Genomic DNA, 18,856 nt, shown 5'->3' on the forward strand with positions numbered 1-18,856 from the left:
CCACTGGCTCAGATCTGCATGGCTAGAGCATAGTTCATGAAGTGGGATCGCAAGTTGAGATAGAGCAATTTTTAATCAGCCATAAAAAAACCCCGGGTGGAGGAGTTGGTTCCACTCGGGGCAAGAATGTCACCCGCCGGCTATGAGAAGCGGGTAACCGCCATGCAAGGTCTTACCACCTGGCTGTCAGTGCGGCACGCAGGGTCCGGCCAGGCTCATTAACTCTTACGGCTTCGGGGTTGAATGGATCAGTATTGGCCCGGCTAACGTGGGGCGCCCAGGTATTATCGAACAGGTTATCCACTGCCCAGCTGACGCTCAGATAGTCTGCGAGCGGGTGGCTCCCGGACAGGTTCAGGACACCATAGCCCGGTGAAGTGCCAGGATCCTGGCCGGATTCCAGATCCACGCGGTCCTGGCGGCGGGCCAGCACCCACTCCAGTTCCAGGGCATGCCCCATATGCTGCCAGCCAAGGGTCTGAATAAACTGCACCGGGGGAATTTGCGGCAAGGGTTTATTCTCGTCCCGGTTCTCACCCCGCACCGAGGCCAGGCTGCTATTAGTGCTCCAGGTGCCGTTGCTCCATCCAAGCTGCCCTTCAACGCCCATCAGCCGCGCATCGATATTGCGGTAGACGCTGACCTGATCCGCGTTCCGGGTGCGCAGCACGAAATCATCCACCTGATCCACCCATATAGCCGGACGCCAGTTCCAGCCATTGCTCTGGCCGGGCATCGCCAGTTCCAGCTTGCGGTGCGTCTCAGGGTCGAGAGAAGGGTTGCCTACCCAGCGTCTTGCCGGATCCATGTTGTTCCAGCTGGCAATGTAACGTTCAGTGACGCCCGGGCTTCGGACACTATGGCTTGCCGTAACCACCAGCGACTGGATGGGAGAAAACCGCCAATCGCTGCTCACAAAGCCACTGAAGTTGTCATCGGTCGCATCGGTATTGGTGGTGCCGTAGATCGCCTCGTAGGCATCGGCGGCAGACATGGCCATCATGCCACTACCAAACACCTTGTCGGCGGCCCCAGCGGACATTTCCACGCGATCGTAGCGCACACCACCGCCGAGCTTTAACTCGGGCGTTACCCGGTAGAAGCGCTCAGCGAAGAGGCCAAAACGATCTCGATCCACGTCGGGCCAGAGCACGGAAGTGAGCACATCCAGATTCGCCCCGCCAAACCGTTCGGCGTCCCAGTTGTTGGTCTCGACATCCGCACCAATGGCCCAGTCGGTTCTGCCATCCGGACTCTGGTCCAATGTCAGGCGAAGGCCCCGGGTCTGGGTTTCCGAAAGGGTCTGCATTTTCATGGGCATCCCCATCATGATAGGGGGCTCACGGAGACTGAAGTTATCCATGATGTGATCAACATCGGCCTGCCAGGCCAGCAGGTTCCAGTTGCCGTTGGCGATGGGCGAGCCCAGCTCCAGTCGCATGATGTCGGTATCGGTTTTCGGCGCATCCATGCCGGAGCCGGCGTATTTCACATCCCGCTCTTCCTGCCGGCTCACCAGCCCCTTGATATAGAATCCGTTATCCGCCTTCCACGCTGCATCCAGGCGGGCCTCGGAGTTCTTGTAGGCGCTGCGCACTTCGTTGCCATCGCCGTCCTCGTAGTCGTCCGCCTCGTCGTAACCACCTGCGAGCCGAAGCCAGGCACTGTCGCTACCCACTGCAGCACTGCCGTTGACCAGCTTGCCATTGCCGTTGTCAGCGCCACCCACAGTCAGGTGCCCCGTGGTGACGGAATCATCAAAGGCGGGCGCCGCCGTGGTGGCAATGATCTGGCCACCGGTGATCGGGCCCCAGCGGAGGGTCTGGTTACTGGTCCGCACCTCGAGCAAAGGCGCCAGTGCCGAACTCAGGCGACTGGTTGGGGGATCCATGCGATTCGGGCAGGCCCCTTCAACGCGGATACCGTCCAGAAGCACATCCACCCGCTCCTGGCTTTGACCACGAATCACCGGTTCCAGCCCCCGACCACCCATTCGGGAGAGCGACACCGACGGATCAGAGGACAAACGTTCTACAGGCTCTGAGGCCAAAGTACTCGAGGCCTCTTCAATGTTCTGACCCTCAGTAACACGAATGACCGGCAAGTCGGAAGAACTCTCCTGGGCCAACACTCCGGCAGGCAGAGAAACCAATCCCGCAGCACATAATCCGATGAAACGCGTTCCAATTACCGTCGCCATACAACCTCATCCTGACCAGCTCTGATAGTTGGCGCCAATCATAAACATCAGCCGGCGCCGGCGCCTGAGACCAAATGCCGCATCCCCTCGGAGGTATTACCGCGTATCCGGACGGAAAAAACCGCTAGAATGCCCGTTATGGAATGGCTGACCCACTCACAGACCGGATTTCAACAGACTGCCCGCTATCTGCTGGGCATGCGGCTGACTGTTGTCGCTTTGCAACTGATTGCGATCGCCGTTGCCGAAACCATGGTGACCCTGACGCACCGTGCCGAAGCGGTGATTCTGCCCCTGGCCTATGGCCTGCTGGCAACACTGGCGTGGCTCTGGTTTACCCGTCGCCCGCCGCGCTCGACACAGGCCGTCAGCCTGGTGCTGATCGTCGATCTGCTGCTGATCGGAGTCTGGCTTTACCTGACGGGCGGCTACACTAACCCCCTGGTTTCCCTGTTGCTGTTGCCCATCGCCGTTGCCATTGTGCTGGTGCCCCTGGGCCAGAGTATTGCCGTCACCGTTGCCGGCGTTGCGGTTTATACCTCCCTGGTAATCTGGCATACGCCGGTCACCCATGGACATCACAACGCCAACCTGGCCCAGTTGCACCTGGTCGGCATGTGGGTGACCTTCGCCACAACCGCTGCCATCCTGCTGCTGGTTGTCGGCGCCCTGGCACGTCGTCTGCGCCAGCAGCAGGCCCAGCTTGCACAAATACGGGAAACCCGGCTGCGGGATGAGCAGATCATCGCCCTGGGACTGTCGGCTGCTGCAGTGGCACATCGCCTGGGGACGCCGCTTAACACCATGACGCTGCTGGTGGATGAAATGAAAGCCGCAGTCCCGGGGGGTGAGCCCATGGCAGACGATCTTGCGCTGATGGAGAGTCAACTGGGTCTTTGCAGTGCCCACCTGCAACAGCTATCGACAGCGGCCGTACAGGCCAAAACCGAGCAACTGGAAACCCTGCCTGCCCGGGACTGGGTCGCACGTCTTCGGGAATCAGCCACCCTGCTATGGCCAGGTGCCGCCATTGAATGGCGACAACCGATGCCGGAATGCCCGGTTGCCGTGGACGCCACTCTCGATCAGGCCGTTCTCAATGTGTTGGCCAACGCAGTGACAGCCAGCCCGTCGTGGGTCGCCGTTGCCGCCAGTAAGGGTGCCGACGGCCGGATGGAACTGGTTGTCGAGGACCATGGTGATGGTCTGGAATTCACCCCGGAAGGTACGCTCGGCGACAAGGTGGTCAGCTCGGAGAATGGTCTCGGAGTTGGCCTTTTCCTGTCTAACGCCACCATCCAGCGTCTTGGAGGCACACTGAAAGCCCGGGGCAGTGCGGACGGTACCACCATCATCATTGAGCTGCCGATCGCCGCAGCGACCAACAGCCTATCGGGAGAACAGGCGTGAACAAACAACAGGCGTGGCTGCTTATTGATGACGATGACGCCTTTCTGCAGGTGCTTCAACGCTCACTCGGACGCCAGGGCATCGAAGCGCAGCTCGCCCACGGACACCAGGAGGCAAAAAATGCCCTGGTGAACGGAACATTTCACCGGTGCGTACTGGATCTGAACCTGGCAGGCGAAAGCGGCCTGCAGCTTCTGCCAGAGCTTCTGGACATGCATCCGCATCTGGAAATACTGGTGCTCACCGGTTACGGCAGTATCGCCACGGCGGTCGAAGCCATGCGCAGGGGGGCGGTGAACTACCTCTGCAAACCAGTGACCGTCAGTCAGCTACTGGCCGGGTTCGAGCCGATTGATGCCCCGCCGGATCTCCGGGCTGAGCCGCCGTCCGTCGAGGAGATGGAGTGGGAGCACATCCAGCGGGTTCTCAACGAGAATGAAGGCAATGTCTCTGCCACCGCCCGGGCCCTGAACATGCATCGCCGTACCCTGCAACGAAAACTCCAGAAGCACTCGCGCTGGCGCTAATCAACGCCGACCAACTGGCAAAAAACTGACATCCATCAATCCGGTTTGACCATCTACCCATGGTTTTTCAGGGGTATTCCGGTAGCATGTGCAACCGTTCGAACAGGTCTCACAGGGAGGAGAGTTCGTTAATTTACAGACCGGAAACTCGAATTACTGACTCTCATGCCCAGATCCCCCAAGACGATTACACCCCCCTCAGACATTGATCCCCATCGCCTGGCCATGGTTGCGGCGGTTACGCCCAATTTTCTGGTGATGCTGGACGATGCCGGCCGCATTGAATGGGTAAACCCCAGCTTTGAGGAGCACACGGGGTATCAGCTTGAGGAGGTGCGCGGATACCTCCCAAAGGAAGTGCTTTACGGGCCGGACACCGACCCCGAAACCATCAAGCGCATTAACCAGAAGCTGCACCGGGCAGAGGTCATTGAAGAAGACATTCTTCATTACACCAGAGCAGGAGAGCCCTACTGGGTGCATACCTATTGCGTTCCGATCGGTACAGAGCAGGGCGTTGCTCCCGGTTATATCGCCATCCAGAACAACATCTCGGACAGGAAGAACAGCGAGCGGGGCCTGCGCATCGCGGCCAGCGTGTTCGACCGCAGCCACGAAGCCATCCTGATCACTGACCAGTCGAACCGGATCCTGGATGTGAACCCCGCGTTTTCGCGGATTACCGGCTATAGCCGGCAGGAGGTTTTGGGCCTGAACCCGGCGATTCTCAGCTCCGGCCGACATTCCGGGGAATACTACCGATCCATGTGGCGCACCATCGAGAAAACCGACCACTGGCGGGGCGAAATCTGGAACCGCCGGAAAAACGGTGAAGAGTATGTGGAGCTGCTCTCCATCAGCCGCGTGCACCTGGAGGAACCCGGGCAGTATTACCACGTGGCTGCCTTCTCGGACATAACCGCACTCAAGAACCATGCGCGCGAACTGGACCGGGCTGCCAACTACGACGACCTGACTGGCCTGCCCAACCGCCAGTTGCTGGAAGAGCGACTGCGCACGGCCCGCAGTCACGCCAACAGACAACATCGCAGCGTGTCGGTGTGCTATCTGGACCTCGACGGCTTCAAGGGTATCAATGACAAATGGGGGCAGTCGGCCGGTGACCAAACCCTGCGGACCCTGGCCGAGCGACTGACCCGCGCGCTGCGCAGCGGCGATACCGTTGCCCGGATCGGTGGCGACGAATTTGTCCTCCTGCTGCAGGGTGATGACAACCACGAAGCGGTTTATCAGCGTATTCTGGCTACCGTCGGCGAGCCGGTAACGGTGGGCGATCAGAATGTTTCACTCACGGCAAGCCTCGGTATTACCCGCTACCCGGAAGACGGATCAGACGCCGAAGGTCTGATTCGGCATGCCGATCAGGCCATGTACTCCGCCAAGGAAAAAGGCCGCAACCAGTATCACTTTTTCGATCCCGACCTGGACGAACATCGCCGGAACCGGCGCAATCAGTTGATGGAAATCTCCCGGGCCCTGGAAAACGAGGAGTTCGAGCTGTTTTTCCAGCCCCAGATCCGTGTCACGGATTGCGAGCTTTTCGGTTTTGAGGCGCTGATCCGCTGGAACCACCCCCAGAAGGGGCTGGTTCCGCCTGGCGAGTTTTTGCCGATTGTCGAGAACAGTCATCTGGAAGTACCGCTGGGGCAGTGGGTTTTGAAAGAAGCGATTCACCAGATGAATGCCTGGAAGGAAGCGGGAGAGGACCTGGCGGTCAGCATTAACATCAGCGCTCCGCACCTTATGGACCGCTCATTTGCTGACTACCTGGAGAGTTACCTGCACAGCCATCCAGAGGTAGCACCCGGACAGATCACGCTGGAGGTCCTGGAATCGACTGCCCTGGAGGACACCCAGCGGGCCAGCAATGTTCTGGCGCGTTGCCAGAGTCTGGGCCTTCAGGTGGCGCTGGACGATTTTGGCACCGGTTTCTCGTCGCTGACCTACCTGCGCACGCTTCCGGTGGACATCATCAAGATCGACCAGAGTTTTGTTCGCAACATGCTTGAGGATGCCGGCGACCGCGCCATCGTGGAGAGCGTGATCTTTCTGGCCCAGCGGTTCGCCCACCCGGTTCTGGCCGAAGGCGTTGAAACCATGGAACACGCCCGTACACTGAGGCAGATGGGATGCAATTTCGTGCAGGGCTTCGGGATCGCCCGTCCCATGCCGGCAACCGAGGTGCTGGGCTGGGCACGGAAGTGGCAGCATAAAGCCCGTTCCGGCAAGGCTGGCGACCTGCTCAGCACCGCCGTCGCCATTGGCAAGGGCCTCTGAGCCGGAGAGCTCTAGCGGTAGCGTCTCTGATCCAGCGTGGTCAACCGGTCCGGATGGAAGACCATGAGGCCGGTCACAAAGGTGCCGTTTACGAACCCCTCGGGAATCATGAACAACGGCAGGTAACGGATGTACTCATGCACCAGTTGGTCGAACGTATAGACCCCACTGGTCCATAGCATGAGGCACATGACACCACCGGCCGCGGCCACGGAAATGCCGGCGCCGAAGAACCCGCAAAAGAAGATATAGGCGAAGAAATTCCTGAAATCCCGACGGCGCTCCCAGAGCATGATGCCGTGGCTGACAATGGCAGGCACCATTACCGTAATCAGCCCGTTGGCGGCAAACATAATCAGGGGCTCGCGACCGGTGATGACCGTGATCACCAGCGCCATCAGGCCCGCCAGCACCGCCAGCGCCCACCCCAGCATCAGCGTTATCACCGTGATACCGAAAATGTGGATGGCCAGGCCGGGAGAAATGCCCGCCCTCAGCTGCCAGACGAATCCGAGCACCACGGCCGCGCCGAAGAACGAATGCTGGAGCGCCTGATCCTTACGTAATGCCGGCCAGTCAATCGAGCGCACCGCCCGGACAAGAATCACCAGAAAAAGCAGCAGCGTGATGATCCACTGGCTGGTGGATAGCAGGTTTTCAGTCATGCCCATAGTGAACGTACCGCAGCAACGGGGTCGGGAATGACATCTTAATGGCCCGCCCCACCCCCGGTGCAAGCAAGCCCAGATTAATCAGGCGACCTGTTTCTCGAGTTTGCCAAGGTCGGTCAGGCGCTGCCAGGCCTCAAACGTACTCAGGAAAACCTCGCCACCCAGATGGGAAAGCAGCTCTGTCCCCTTCAACTTATCCATGACCGGGCCTTTCACTTCCGCCAGATGCAACCTGACCCCTGCATCCTTCATACGCTCGTTGATCGCCTCCAGACTTTCAAGAGCCGAGGCATCCACAAGGTTCACCGCCGGACACACCAGCACAAGGTCTTTTAACTCCGGCTCCCGAATGATCAGATCCATGACCGTTTCCTCAAGGAACCGGGCATTAGCGAAGTAAAGGCTCTCGTCCACACGCAGGAAGGTCACCTTCGGGCAAAGTTCCACATCGTGGCGAAGCACGTTGCGAAAGTGCTCGGTACCTGGCACCCGGCCGACCACCGCACTGTGGGGGCGGCTGGTGCGATACAGGAACAGGCCTATGGAAAGCGCCACCCCGGCGATAATGCCCGCCTCGACACTGTGTACCAGGGTCAGCACGATGGTCGCAAGCATGGCCCCGAAGTCGGTACGTGAATAGCGCCAGGTGCGGCCCAGGGCCGGGAGATCGATCAGAGTGGCTACTGCCACAATAATGGTTGCTGCGAGTGTCGCCTGGGGCAGATACGCTATTGCAGGCGTCAGAAACAGCGTTGCCATGGCGATACCAACCGCCGCATAGGCGCCGGCGGCCGGGGTCTCGGCACCGGCGTCGAAGTTGACGACAGAACGGGAAAAGCCACCGGTAACCGGCATACCGCCGGAAAAGCCGGCGCCCAGGTTGGCAGTACCCAGGCCAATCAGCTCCTGGTCCGGATCGATACGCTGGCGACGTTTGGCCGCCAGGGTTTGGCCAACGGATACCGACTCCACGAAACCCACAACACTGATCAGCAACGCGCTGACCGCCAACTGCTGCCACAAGCCCATGTCCAGGCTCGGCATAGTGAAATCAGGCAGTCCCCGGGGCACATCCCCGACCAGACGCACACCCTGGCCATCAAGCTGGAACTGCCAGGCCACCAGGGTGGTCACCAGAACCGCCAGAATCGGCGCGGTTTTGGTCAGAATATCCGCCATTCTCGGGGCCAGGCCCATACCCATAAGAAGCGGCTTCAGACGTTTTCGGGCGAGCAGAAGGAAAATCAGGGCCCCGGCACCAACGCCCAGTGTCGCCAGGTTGGTATCGCCGATCGACGCCAACAGTGACTGGCCAATTTCCAGCAGGTTATGGCCGGAGGCCTCGATCCCGAAAATATGTTTGAGCTGGCTCGCGGCAATGACAATGCCGGAAGCTGTGATGAAGCCCGAAATAACCGGATGGCTGAGAAAGTTGGCCAGGAAACCCAGCCTGAGCACACCCATCAGTGTGAGCATGAGGCCTGACATAACCGCCAACAGAACAGCACCGGCCACATACTCAGGGGTGCCAGCCTCCGCCAGTGGTGCCAGGGCCGCGGCTGTCATCAGCGAGGCTACAGCGACCGGCCCCACAGACAGAGTCCGGCTGGTACCGAACACCGCGTAGATCACCAGGGGCAAAATACTGGCGTACAGACCGACCTGGGCAGGCAACCCGGCCAACAGGGCATAGGCCAGTGACTGGGGAATGAGCATGACGGTAACGATGACCGCCGCCACCAGATCGCTGGTGGCCTGACCCCGGCCGTATTGTGGCGCCCACTGAAGGATGGGCAGATAGCGTTTAAGATTCATCGGGAATCTCAGAACAGATTAACCGGCACTTTCAGGTACACCTGACCGTTGTCTTCGGCCGGCGGCATATGACCTGCCCGCATATTGACCTGGACCGACGGCAGAATCAGCCGAGGCATATCCAGAGTCGCGTCCCGTTCGGTCCGCATCTTCACGAACTCTTCCTCGGAAACGCCTTCATGGACATGAATGTTCGCTTCCCGCTGCTCTGCCACCGTGGTCATATGCTGATATTCATCACGGCCAGGCGCCTTGTAATCGTGGCACAGGAAGATCCGGGTTTCCGCAGGTAGCGAAAGCACCTTTTGGATGGACTGGTACAGGATGCGGGCATCGCCACCCGGGAAATCACAGCGGGCGGTGCCGAAATCCGGCATAAACAGAGTGTCACCCACGAAGGCGGCATCGCCGACCACATAGGTCAGGCAGGCCGGGGTATGACCCGGGGTGTGCAATACCCGCCCTTCAAGACCACCGATGGCGAAGGTGTCGCCTTCCCTGAACAGCTGATCAAACTGGCTGCCGTCGCGCTGGAATTCGGTGCCGGCGTTAAACGCCTTGCCAAAGATTTCCTGTACGTCTCGAATATGGGCACCAATGCCGGTCTTGCCGCCCAGCTTCTCATGCAGGTAAGGCGCGGCCGACAGGTGATCCGCGTGCACGTGGGTTTCCAGAATCCACTCGACCTTCAGATCGTTGCTGCGGATGTACTCGATAATCTCGTCTGCAGAGCGCACATCGGTGGTACCCGCGGCGTAATCAAAATCCAGGACCGAATCGAGAATGGCGCAGGCCTGGCTGTCCGGGTCACGCACCACATAACTGAAGGTATTGGTGGGTTCATCAAAAAAATGCTGAACGATCGGGTTGCTCATGGCAGTCACCTCTGAAGGATCCAAATATCAATTTTAGTCTAAGGATATACTATTTGGTAATATGAGGTGAAATGATCTTTTTTTATATGCGCAATGTTCCTGATACATCAACAAGGCAGTCCCGCCCTGCCTGCTTGGCCAGATAAAGTCGGTGATCGGCCCCGGCAATGAGGGCATCCGGGGATGCGGGGCGGTCAACAAACTCCTCGATGCCGGCGACACCGGCGCTGACCGTGACCGATATCTGCCCGTCATCAAAAACAAACGCCTCGTCATGTACCGACTCCAGAATTCGCTGCACAAGCTGACGCACATCGCCGTGCTCCACGGCACTGAACACAACAATAAACTCTTCGCCTCCGAAACGTACAACAACGTCCATGGAGCGGGTCTGGCGAACGAGGATGTCAGCAAAGCGCTGCAGAACATAATCGCCCCCGAGGTGCCCGATGGAATCGTTAATCTTCTTGAAGTGATCAATGTCGAACATAGCGAGCGCGAAACGTTCCCCACGACGATTACTCCGGCCCAGCATCTCATCCAGCCTTGGCATCAGATAACGGCGATTGTGCAGACCGGTCAGTGGATCGCGAATCGACTGGTTCAGCAGTTCTTCCTCCAGGCGGTTGCGCTCGAGGGCACCCGAAAGAAGTCCGGAGACGATAATCAATAGATCGGCCTGATCCAGGCGCCAGGTTCTTTGGCGCAAAGAGTCGACGCCAAAAAATCCCGTCACCCGCCCACGCACCCGGATAGGCACGCAAAACATGGATGAAACCCCCTGCTCCTGAAGCAGAGCCCTCTCCGGTGCAGCTTCCCGGGGCAGCCGGTCGACATCTTCAATAAACACCACCCGACTGCCACTGACCATTCCCTCGATCTGTTCCTGCCACCAGTGAAAATCCTCAATCGACACCTGCTGCTGGCTGTCGATCAGAGCCGGCACACCCTCCCTGCACCACTCATGGGTATTGGTCATCACGGCGTAGTCATCGGAGAAGCCATACAGATAGGCACGGTCTACCTGGAAAAACAGTCCGATAGATCTCAGCAGTTCATCGATGCATTGATCAATGGTGCCAAAGCCAAGGTTGATGAATTCGGTGGAAAGGCGGGCAATTAAACGCTGGAAACCGGCCTGGAAGGAGAACTCCGCCTCGCTCTCCCGCAGGCTCTGCTCCAGGTTCTTGTAATGCTGGATGTTGTGGAACTGGCCGTACCAGAAGGTGCTGCCATCAGACTGGCGTTCCGGCTCCGAGTTAACTTCGAACCACTCATAATCACCATTCTGTAGCCTGAGCCGCGCCCTGTAGCGCCACGGACCCAGAGTATCCGCAGAAGCACGGATACTCGCCATGACGGCCTCGGCGTCGGCAGGGTGGATCATGGAAAAAATCGGATCCGCGTTCTCATTCAGATCCGGGGGATTGATGCCAAAGAGCGCCAGCACTTGCTCGCTTATGAAGGGGCAGCGATGGGACTCTCCGTCCGCGCTCAGCCAATAGATGAACAGGACTCCTGAAACACCTGAGGCCAGCTTCTGAAAAAAGTGGGCAGACAGAGCAGTTTGCTGCCCATTACCGGACCTTGACCCCTTGGACACAAAGTCCTCCCGACGGACGATTCACACCTGTGAATAACAGAGTGTAGTTCACGCCGACAGGAAACAACCCCCCCCTTCTGGAAACGGTGGATCAGAGTGAGTCCAGGCGACTCCTGGCCTCTTCCCGTCGACCGGTGTCTGCGATGGTCCGTCCTGGCCTGCCGGGCGCTTCCAGCGCTTTCTGGAGGTAGGTGCGTGCCCTTTCCGGTTCGCCCTGATCCAGCAAAAAGTCGCCGAAGAAAAAGTTGGCGTCCATGCCATCGGGATTGATGGCCAGTGCCTTCTGCAGATATTGCCGGGCTTTGTCGTCATCGCCGAAGCCCAATGGCCAGCCGGGGACCTGGTAATAGAGGCTGCCCAGCGACGTGTAGGCCGAGCCATCCAGAGCATTGGCATCGATCTCCAATGCCGCCTCCAGTGATTTCCGGGCATCCTTGACCAACCCCAATGCTCCCAGACCGCCCTTGGCACCGGCGTAGGTGCTCAGCACAATACCCTGCCAGATCAACGGCTCTGCCCGGCCCGGATAATGGCTGACGAACTGTTCTGCCTCGCTGGCCAGACCCTCAAAGGCTTTCTCTTTCTCATCCTCCGGCACCTGATATTGGATTTCAGCCCAGCGATGCTGGATATCTACCAGTTCGGTCTCCAGGGCCGCCGCCCAGAGCGGCTGAGCGACGAGGCACAGAATCATCAATAGCACTCGTTTCATGACAATACTCCCGATTTCAGAAACCGCCGGATGACCGGCAATTGTTTCAGCATCGCCTTATCGACAATTCTTGGCAGGATGCCGTTGATCACCACAAACAGCTTCTCTGGCCAGCCAAGGAAGCGCCGACGATCGTCGTTCTCCATGGCCGCTAGGATCTGCGACGCCACGGCTTCCGGTGCGTCCATGGTATTGCCGAGTGCCCGGTTCAGCTCGTTTACCGATTCCGGATTCATGGCCGTGGCGGTAGCACGAGGGGCCACGTAGACTACCTGGACGGCGGTATCCGCCAGTTCCCGACGCAGCGCCTCGGTGAAGCCGCGCAGGCCAAACTTGCTGGCGCAATAGGCGGTGTACCCGGGGAAACCGATGCTGCCAAAGGTGGAGCCCACAAAAACCAGGGCACCCTGGCCGGCTTTCTCAAACCGTGGTGCAAAATGCCGGGCCACCAGCATGGCAGAACGGAGGTTGACGGCGATTTGGGCATCCAGTTCACTCACAGCCATATTGCCGAGGCTGGCAAACCGGTTCTGGCCGGCACAGTGAATGACCCCGTCGATGTCCGGATAAGCATCGTTGAGACGAACCAGTTGCTGATCAAGATCCGGCGCTGCCAGGTCCAGATGCACGGGCGACACGCCCTCCCGATGCTCCAGCTTTTCCGGGTGCCTTGAGGCGACAATCACACGGGCACCCGCCCTTATGAGGGGTTCCACCAACGCCTTACCGATACCGCCGGTACCGCCCAGAAGCAGGAACACCCGGTCATGCAGCCTCATGGCGCCGCTCCTTGCTGCTTTCCGGCAGGGGAATGCTGTGCAACATGTCGCCATAGAGCCGATAGACCATGCGCGCGGCCTCGATGATGGCCTGCTGATCGTCGGGGTCGGTGATCTCGTTCATCAGGTTGCGGAAGAATTCGAAATGCTCCTGATCGAGGGCGCCGTGGGAATACAGATAACTGAAAGCCTTGTCCGGGAGCCCGAGCTGTTTCTGGATCGCCTCACCCAGCGGGGTGGCCAGCTCAATGGATGTGCCTTCGAGGACTTGAACCATGCCGAAAAACGCCGCCGGGTTGCCCCGGTTAATCCGGTCGTAAAGGTAGGCGACCATCAGTTCGATCGAGGTGTCGGGCGCCCCGTGACGAATGGCTTCCTTGTCCTCTCCGCAAGCCGCGAGATCGTTCAGGATCCACTCGTGGTGGCCGTACTCTTCCTCGATGTACTCCACCAGCGCCTTCCGCACGAACTCCAGGCGCTCCGGCAGCCGGCCGCCACAGGCCATCATCAGGGGTACGGTGTGTTTTACATGGTGGTAAGCCTGGGTAAGAAACCAGGTATAACCAGTCAGGTCGAACCGGCCCTCGCGGATAGCCTCAATAACGGGCGCACCGGTTACGTGTGCGCGGGCTTGTGCAGTTTCGGACTGCAGTCGATCGAAAAATGCCATGAAAGATCCTCCTGGCGGGTTTGAAAGTTCAGAGTTGGAAACCGAAAGATTCATGAAAATCGGAAACGCGCCGGCCAGCAGCGTTGGCAGATCCGCCTGAATCTGTTGGCGCACAGGCCGTCCGTTTGCAGTCAGGTAGCCCTCCGCCTGGCTCAATGGCTGACGGCGGATATAGGCCCCGGACAACCGGGCGTAGTCCGGCAAATCGTTGTTCAGAGTGTCCAATTGCGAGCGCAACGCTTCGGGTGAACGGCCATCCTGCACCACTACGAGGGCGGAAGGGCGGGGATCGCCATCACCAAACACCACCGCCTGGCGCGCACCGATCGCCTGGATCAGTTCGCTTTCAAGCCATTCCGGGCTGATGTTGCGACCGAAGCTGGTAATCAGAAGATTTTTGGCGCGACCACTCACCGACAGGAAACCCTCGGCATCCCGAGAACCCAGGTCACCGGTATCCAGCCACTCATCCCCTGCCGGCTCATCACCCAGGTAACCCAGGTGAGTGTTACCGCCCACCAGAATGTGTCCGCGGTCGTCCACCCGTACCCGAACATGGGAGAGCGGTTTACCCACCGCGCCTTCGCGTTCCGTTCCGGGCACATTCAATGCGACCACGGAACTGCACTCAGAAAGCCCATAGCCTTCATAGAGCGGCAGGCCGGTCGCGCGGCCTCTGGCTAGCAGGTCGGACGAAACCCGACCGCCACCAACCGCCAGAAACCGGAAAGAATCACTATCCAGATGTTGCTGTTCGGCCGCAGACACCAGGGCCATAGCCAGTTCCGGCACCAGAATCAGGGACTGCGGCTGGTGTTTGTTGATGCCCTGCACCAGCCGGCTGATGTCCAGCCCACTGCTTCCGGTCATGCCCAGATCCTGCAAGGGGGCGACCATTACCATACTGCCCATAAGCAATGGCAGATAAACCCCGGCAATGTTCTCCAGCAATGTGGCCAGTGGCAGGATGCACAGGTGCCGCTCAAGGTCGACGCCCTCAAGACGCTCCTGCAAGGCCAGCGTGGTGGCCGTCATCTGGGCCACCGACAGGCAGACGCCCTTTGGGTTGCCTGTACTGCCGGACGTAAAGGTTATCTTCGCGGTCTGCTCCGGCATCCAGGCGCCTGCAGCCGTCACCGGCAAATGCCTTAGCCAGACACCATGGCCGATGTGCTCACCGCCATCGCTTGCGCCCTCTGACAACAGGCAATCAAGGCCAGCGCGTTCAGTCAGATGTTCCGTCTGAGTCCGTGAAAAAAACACCGGCACGGGTACACACACCACACCGGCAAGCAAACAGGCCAGATCCGCAAGAATCCATGCCACGGAGTTGTCGCCACACAAGCCGGCCCGGCGCACACCAAGGCGGGTCAACTGGTCGGCGAGAGCCTCGGCCGCCTGCATCATCTGAGCATAAGTGAAGGCCGACTCCGGCCCCTGAAGCGCCGTTTGTGAGGGTTGGTTGGCCGCCTGGCGTTGCAGAAGTTCAGGCAATGTGGCCATAGGAACCTCCTGCCATCGCTTTTTCATCGGGTGCTTCGGACTCCACGGGCTGAATCAACCTGAGCAAACCGGCGCTCCGCAGTGCCGACATGCCATCGGCGACACGGATGGCCATCACCACCGGATGATGGTCGTAATAACGCCCCCAACCGGCACCGCCATCGGGCAACAGGGCGGGATCGGCAGTCGCCAGGACCTGAGTGGCAATGCCCAGGCGGTGAAAACTGTTGCGCAGCTGATCCGTACCGGTGCAGACAACCCAGTCGTAGCCGGCCCCATCCAGCCAAACCGACAGCGAGGCAAACAAAAAGCGGCTGACGCCGGCCTCGACGCCGGCCAGGTGTGCGATCTCCGCAATCCGGTGACGCTCAACGTCCGCAACTGGCATCACCGATTCCACCGGGACCGACAAGTAGTCCTCCAGAAACAGCTTTTCCAGCGCAGCGTTACGAACACCAACCGCCGCCAGAAGGCTGCCTTGAGCCGTGGTCAGGGCCAGGAGCGCCGGTATGCGCAGAGAAGGCTCGGCGCCATAGGCATGCAGGAAACGGCGACGAATAAAATCCGCAACCGTTTCGGCCATTGCTGTCTCGGGACGGATCTCGTTAAACCAGCGACCGGCACAACGGATGACCGGAACCACCTCCCCGGAATCCGGGGGACAACATGTGGACATCATCAGCGGGTCTGTCATAAAAGGCCTCCCTTAAGGTACGCCTCCCAGACTAGAGCGCCAGCCTTAACCAAGGCTTAAGAACAGCCGGAAGTTTTCTTAAGCTGGCCTTAAGATTTCTGTGCCAGAATGATCACCAGATCGGTAACAGGACCTGCCATGCGGATATTGCTTGTAGAAGACGACCATCACCTGGCCAACACCATGCTGGGAATGTTGCGTGACGGACAGAACACGGTGGACTGGCTTGACGACGGCCAGCAGGCCCTGGGTGCACTCACCAGCGAGCACTTTGATCTGGCGATACTGGACCTGACTCTGCCGCGCGTTGATGGCCTGGACATTCTGAAGGCAGCCAGGAAGCACGGCGTGCAAACGCCGGTGATCATCCTGACTGCCCGTTCCGGTCTGGATGAAAAGCTGACCGGCCTGGATGCCGGCGCCGATGACTACCTCACCAAACCCTTCGCCATGGCGGAGCTCAAGGCCAGAATACGGGCAGTCACACGTCGGGGGTCATCAATGCCGCAAAACGGTCTGACGGTGGGCCAACTGGTGCTCAACCCGGACTCTGGACAACTGACCACCGGCGACGAGACCACCACATTGCCCCGCAGTGAATTCCAGATACTTCACTACCTGATGCGGCACCCCGACCAGGTAGCCACACGACGACGGCTGGAAGAACAACTTTACGGCTGGGATCACGGCGCGGAAAGCAACGCCCTGGAGGTGCATATCCACCACCTGCGTCGCAGGGTTGGCAAGGAAACCATTCGGACGATACGTGGTGTTGGTTATCTGCTCGACAGCCAGGCTGCCGCCAGGGTGACGGAATGTCCCTGACCCGCACACTGACCCTGCTGGTTACCTCCACCGTTCTGCTGATTGCGCTTGTTGCCGCGGCCTGGAGCTACATCGAAAGCAACCACGAGCTTGAGGAACTGTTTGACGCCGAACTGGCACAGAGCACGCGAATCGTCCAGGGACTGGTACAGCACCTGGCCGACACCCAGTCTGTGGAGCAACTGCCAAAGACCCTGAGCGAAACCCTGGAATTGCCCCGCCCCGACACGCCAGGGGTGGATTTCGAAGCCGACAATAACGAAATCCTGCCGGGCGGCACCGGGCATAAATATGAAAAGAAACTGGCGTTCGAGGTCTGGACCCCGGAGCGCGAACCGCTGCTGGATACGCTCAAAGCCGACGACACCGAGGGCCTGACACCCGGCTACTCCTGGGCAGAGTCCAGCGGCTTTCGCTGGCGCATATTCACGCTTCAGGACCCGATTACGGGTTTCTGGATACGGACGGCACAGCGTGAGGATATTCGTGAAGAGCTCAGCGAGGAGTTGGCCCTGGGGAACATTCTGCCCCTGTTGATTGCCCTTCCCCTGCTGCTGCTTGCCGCCAGTGCCGCCATCCAGCTAGGGTTCAGGCCGCTTTTAAAGCTTGAGCGCCCAATCCGCAACATGGCCCCGGAAAACATCCACCCCCTGGATGACCGGCAAGCGCCCAAGGAAGTCGCCGGTCTGGTTCAGGCGGTGAATGGCCTGCTCAGGCGTCTTAACCAGGCTCTGGAACGGGAACGCCGTTTCTCTGCCGATGCCGCCCATGAGCTGCGGACACCGTTGACGGCCCTGCGACTAAACCTGGAAAAAGTCTACGAGAACGACCCGGAGCAATACGGCGATCTAATACGGTCCGTGGACCGCATGGTGCACCTGGTTGAGCAGATGCTGCTGCTCAACCGCGTCGACTCTGGTGCCGATTTCACCCCGGAATACCACAACCTGTCTGCCATCGTGGAGCAGAGCATTGCCGATGTGGCACCGCTGGCCCTGAAAAAGGACATCGACCCCATGCTGCAGGACGATGCCGGTCAGGCCCTGGTCTCCTGCCACAGTGCATTAATCAACACCCTCATGCGCTCCCTGCTGGCAAACGCCATCCAGTACAGCCCCGAACACACAACCATCGAAACGCACCTCACGCCTTCCCGCGAGGGATACCACATAACCGTGTGCGACCAAGGCCCCGGCATACCCGCAGAGGCGCGTGAGCGGGCTTTGAGCCGTTTTGTCCGGCTGGACCAGCGACTCGGTGGTGGCGCGGGTCTCGGGCTGGCCATCGCCAGGCGCATCGCGGAACTTCATGGTGGCCAGCTCACCCTGGGCGACCGGCCGGATGGCAACTCAGGCCTTTGCGTCAGCATCTGGCTCCCGGCTCGAGCCACCTCTCGTCTCAAGAAGGTTTAAGGTTGTTTTAAGGTTTGAGGAGGATACTCCGGCCCAATTGAACAGGGCCGACAGACGGCCTGGTTGATATTCCGTTTTCGAGGATGTCTTTACATGGGTCAGGAAAGAACTCTTTCGCTGGTTATTCCGGCCAAGGATGAAGAGGCCAACATCGCTACCCTGCTGACCGAGGCCTACGGGGTAATGCGTGACTATCATGGCTTTGAGGTGGTGCTGGTGGATGACGGCAGCACCGACAGCACGCTGGACACAGCCGTGCGGACAGCCCGGGCCCTCGGTGGCCGTTTGTTGACCATTCGCCACGAGCGCAGCATCGGCCAGAGCGGTGCCCTGGCATCGGGTATCCGCCAGGCCAGGAGCAGGCTGATCGTCACTATGGATGGCGATGGCCAGAACGATCCGTCCGACATTCCCGCCATGCTGCAGAAAGCCAACACCCTACGGAACCCGGATTTCTGTATTGCCGGCTATCGCAAGAATCGCAAGGACACCGCCTGGAAACGCTTCCAGTCACGCCTGGCTAATCGCTTGCGGGATGCGCTGCTTCATGATGGCGTGCCCGATACCGGTTGCGGCCTGAAGCTGTTTCCCCGGGAAACCTTTCTCAAACTGCCCTGGTTCGACCACGGGCACCGATTCATCCCGGCGCTGGTAAGAGGAATCGGCGGTGACATTGCCATCGTGGAGGTAAACCACCGCCCACGCACCGCCGGGATTTCCAAATACAACGCCTGGAACCGCACCTGGGCCGGCATCCTGGACCTGCTGGGTGTGCTCTGGTTGCTGCACCGCACCCGGATTCCTGTCATCAGCAGTGCTGATCAGGCCGATCCACAGGCGTCAGTAGCAGAGCGCTCCTGAT

15 protein-coding genes are annotated in these 18,856 nt (G+C 59.6%); 6 read left to right on the top strand and 9 right to left on the bottom strand.

The features are described from left to right. Positions 1-172: 172 nt before the first annotated feature. Positions 173-2,200: a TonB-dependent receptor domain-containing protein gene (locus tag ACWJ62_RS06955; protein WP_449285525.1), complete on the bottom strand. Its 2,028-nt coding sequence runs from the start codon at positions 2,198-2,200 to the stop codon at positions 173-175. 138 nt (positions 2,201-2,338) lie between these two features. On the opposite strand from ACWJ62_RS06955, the gene ACWJ62_RS06960 reads away from it, so the two are divergent. The 3 genes from ACWJ62_RS06960 to ACWJ62_RS06970 all read left to right on the top strand — a co-directional run bounded on the left by ACWJ62_RS06960 (position 2,339) and on the right by ACWJ62_RS06970 (position 6,435). Next, the gene (locus tag ACWJ62_RS06960; RefSeq protein WP_449286151.1) at positions 2,339-3,610 is read left to right on the top strand and encodes a sensor histidine kinase; all 1,272 of its coding nucleotides are present in this window, start codon (positions 2,339-2,341) and stop codon (positions 3,608-3,610) included. Beyond that, a complete protein-coding gene (locus tag ACWJ62_RS06965; protein WP_449285526.1) occupies positions 3,607-4,137 on the top strand; it encodes a response regulator transcription factor in 531 nt (176 codons plus the stop codon). Before ACWJ62_RS06960 ends, ACWJ62_RS06965 begins: the two co-directional genes overlap by 4 nt. A 165-nt stretch (positions 4,138-4,302) precedes the next feature. Beyond that, entirely contained in the window at positions 4,303-6,435 is a 2,133-nt protein-coding gene (locus tag ACWJ62_RS06970; RefSeq protein ID WP_449285527.1) for an EAL domain-containing protein, read from the top strand. Between the two features lie 11 nt (positions 6,436-6,446). Here the strand turns inward: ACWJ62_RS06970 and ACWJ62_RS06975 are convergent, their stop codons facing one another. The 8 genes from ACWJ62_RS06975 to ACWJ62_RS07010 all read right to left on the bottom strand — a co-directional run bounded on the left by ACWJ62_RS06975 (position 6,447) and on the right by ACWJ62_RS07010 (position 15,757). After that, complete coding sequence (locus ACWJ62_RS06975; protein WP_449285528.1) at positions 6,447-7,106, bottom strand: energy-coupling factor ABC transporter permease; 660 nt, start codon at positions 7,104-7,106, stop codon at positions 6,447-6,449. 81 nt (positions 7,107-7,187) lie between these two features. Continuing rightward, positions 7,188-8,921, bottom strand: coding sequence for a SulP family inorganic anion transporter (locus tag ACWJ62_RS06980; protein ID WP_449285529.1), 1,734 nt, complete (start codon positions 8,919-8,921; stop codon positions 7,188-7,190). A gap of 8 nt (positions 8,922-8,929) precedes the next feature. After that, positions 8,930-9,796 carry an MBL fold metallo-hydrolase gene (locus ACWJ62_RS06985; RefSeq protein WP_449285530.1) on the bottom strand — a complete coding sequence of 289 codons (867 nt, stop codon included), beginning with the start codon at positions 9,794-9,796 and terminating at the stop codon, positions 8,930-8,932. A gap of 82 nt (positions 9,797-9,878) precedes the next feature. Continuing rightward, on the bottom strand, positions 9,879-11,399 hold the full coding sequence (locus ACWJ62_RS06990) for a sensor domain-containing diguanylate cyclase (protein WP_449285531.1): 1,521 nt from the start codon (positions 11,397-11,399) through the stop codon (positions 9,879-9,881). Positions 11,400-11,490: 91 nt separating this feature from the next. Continuing rightward, entirely contained in the window at positions 11,491-12,111 is a 621-nt protein-coding gene (locus tag ACWJ62_RS06995; protein ID WP_449285532.1) for a tetratricopeptide repeat protein, read from the bottom strand. Continuing rightward, positions 12,108-12,890 carry an SDR family oxidoreductase gene (locus tag ACWJ62_RS07000; protein ID WP_449285533.1) on the bottom strand — a complete coding sequence of 261 codons (783 nt, stop codon included), beginning with the start codon at positions 12,888-12,890 and terminating at the stop codon, positions 12,108-12,110. Before ACWJ62_RS07000 ends, ACWJ62_RS06995 begins: the two co-directional genes overlap by 4 nt. Beyond that, positions 12,877-15,063: an AMP-binding protein gene (locus ACWJ62_RS07005; protein ID WP_449285534.1), complete on the bottom strand. Its 2,187-nt coding sequence runs from the start codon at positions 15,061-15,063 to the stop codon at positions 12,877-12,879. The genes ACWJ62_RS07000 and ACWJ62_RS07005 overlap by 14 nt, the downstream gene beginning before the upstream one ends. After that, positions 15,047-15,757: a thermostable hemolysin gene (locus ACWJ62_RS07010; protein WP_449285535.1), complete on the bottom strand. Its 711-nt coding sequence runs from the start codon at positions 15,755-15,757 to the stop codon at positions 15,047-15,049. Before ACWJ62_RS07010 ends, ACWJ62_RS07005 begins: the two co-directional genes overlap by 17 nt. Before the next feature lie 138 nt (positions 15,758-15,895). On the opposite strand from ACWJ62_RS07010, the gene ACWJ62_RS07015 reads away from it, so the two are divergent. From ACWJ62_RS07015 to ACWJ62_RS07025, 3 genes are all read left to right on the top strand, one after another. Then, complete coding sequence (locus ACWJ62_RS07015) at positions 15,896-16,582, top strand: response regulator (RefSeq protein ID WP_449285536.1); 687 nt, start codon at positions 15,896-15,898, stop codon at positions 16,580-16,582. After that, positions 16,573-17,994, top strand: coding sequence for an ATP-binding protein (locus tag ACWJ62_RS07020; protein WP_449285537.1), 1,422 nt, complete (start codon positions 16,573-16,575; stop codon positions 17,992-17,994). Before ACWJ62_RS07015 ends, ACWJ62_RS07020 begins: the two co-directional genes overlap by 10 nt. Positions 17,995-18,087: 93 nt before the next feature. After that, positions 18,088-18,855: a glycosyltransferase family 2 protein gene (locus ACWJ62_RS07025; RefSeq protein ID WP_449285538.1), complete on the top strand. Its 768-nt coding sequence runs from the start codon at positions 18,088-18,090 to the stop codon at positions 18,853-18,855. Position 18,856: the final 1 nt, after the last annotated feature.

This window comes from Marinobacter sp. PE14, from assembly GCF_053566155.1.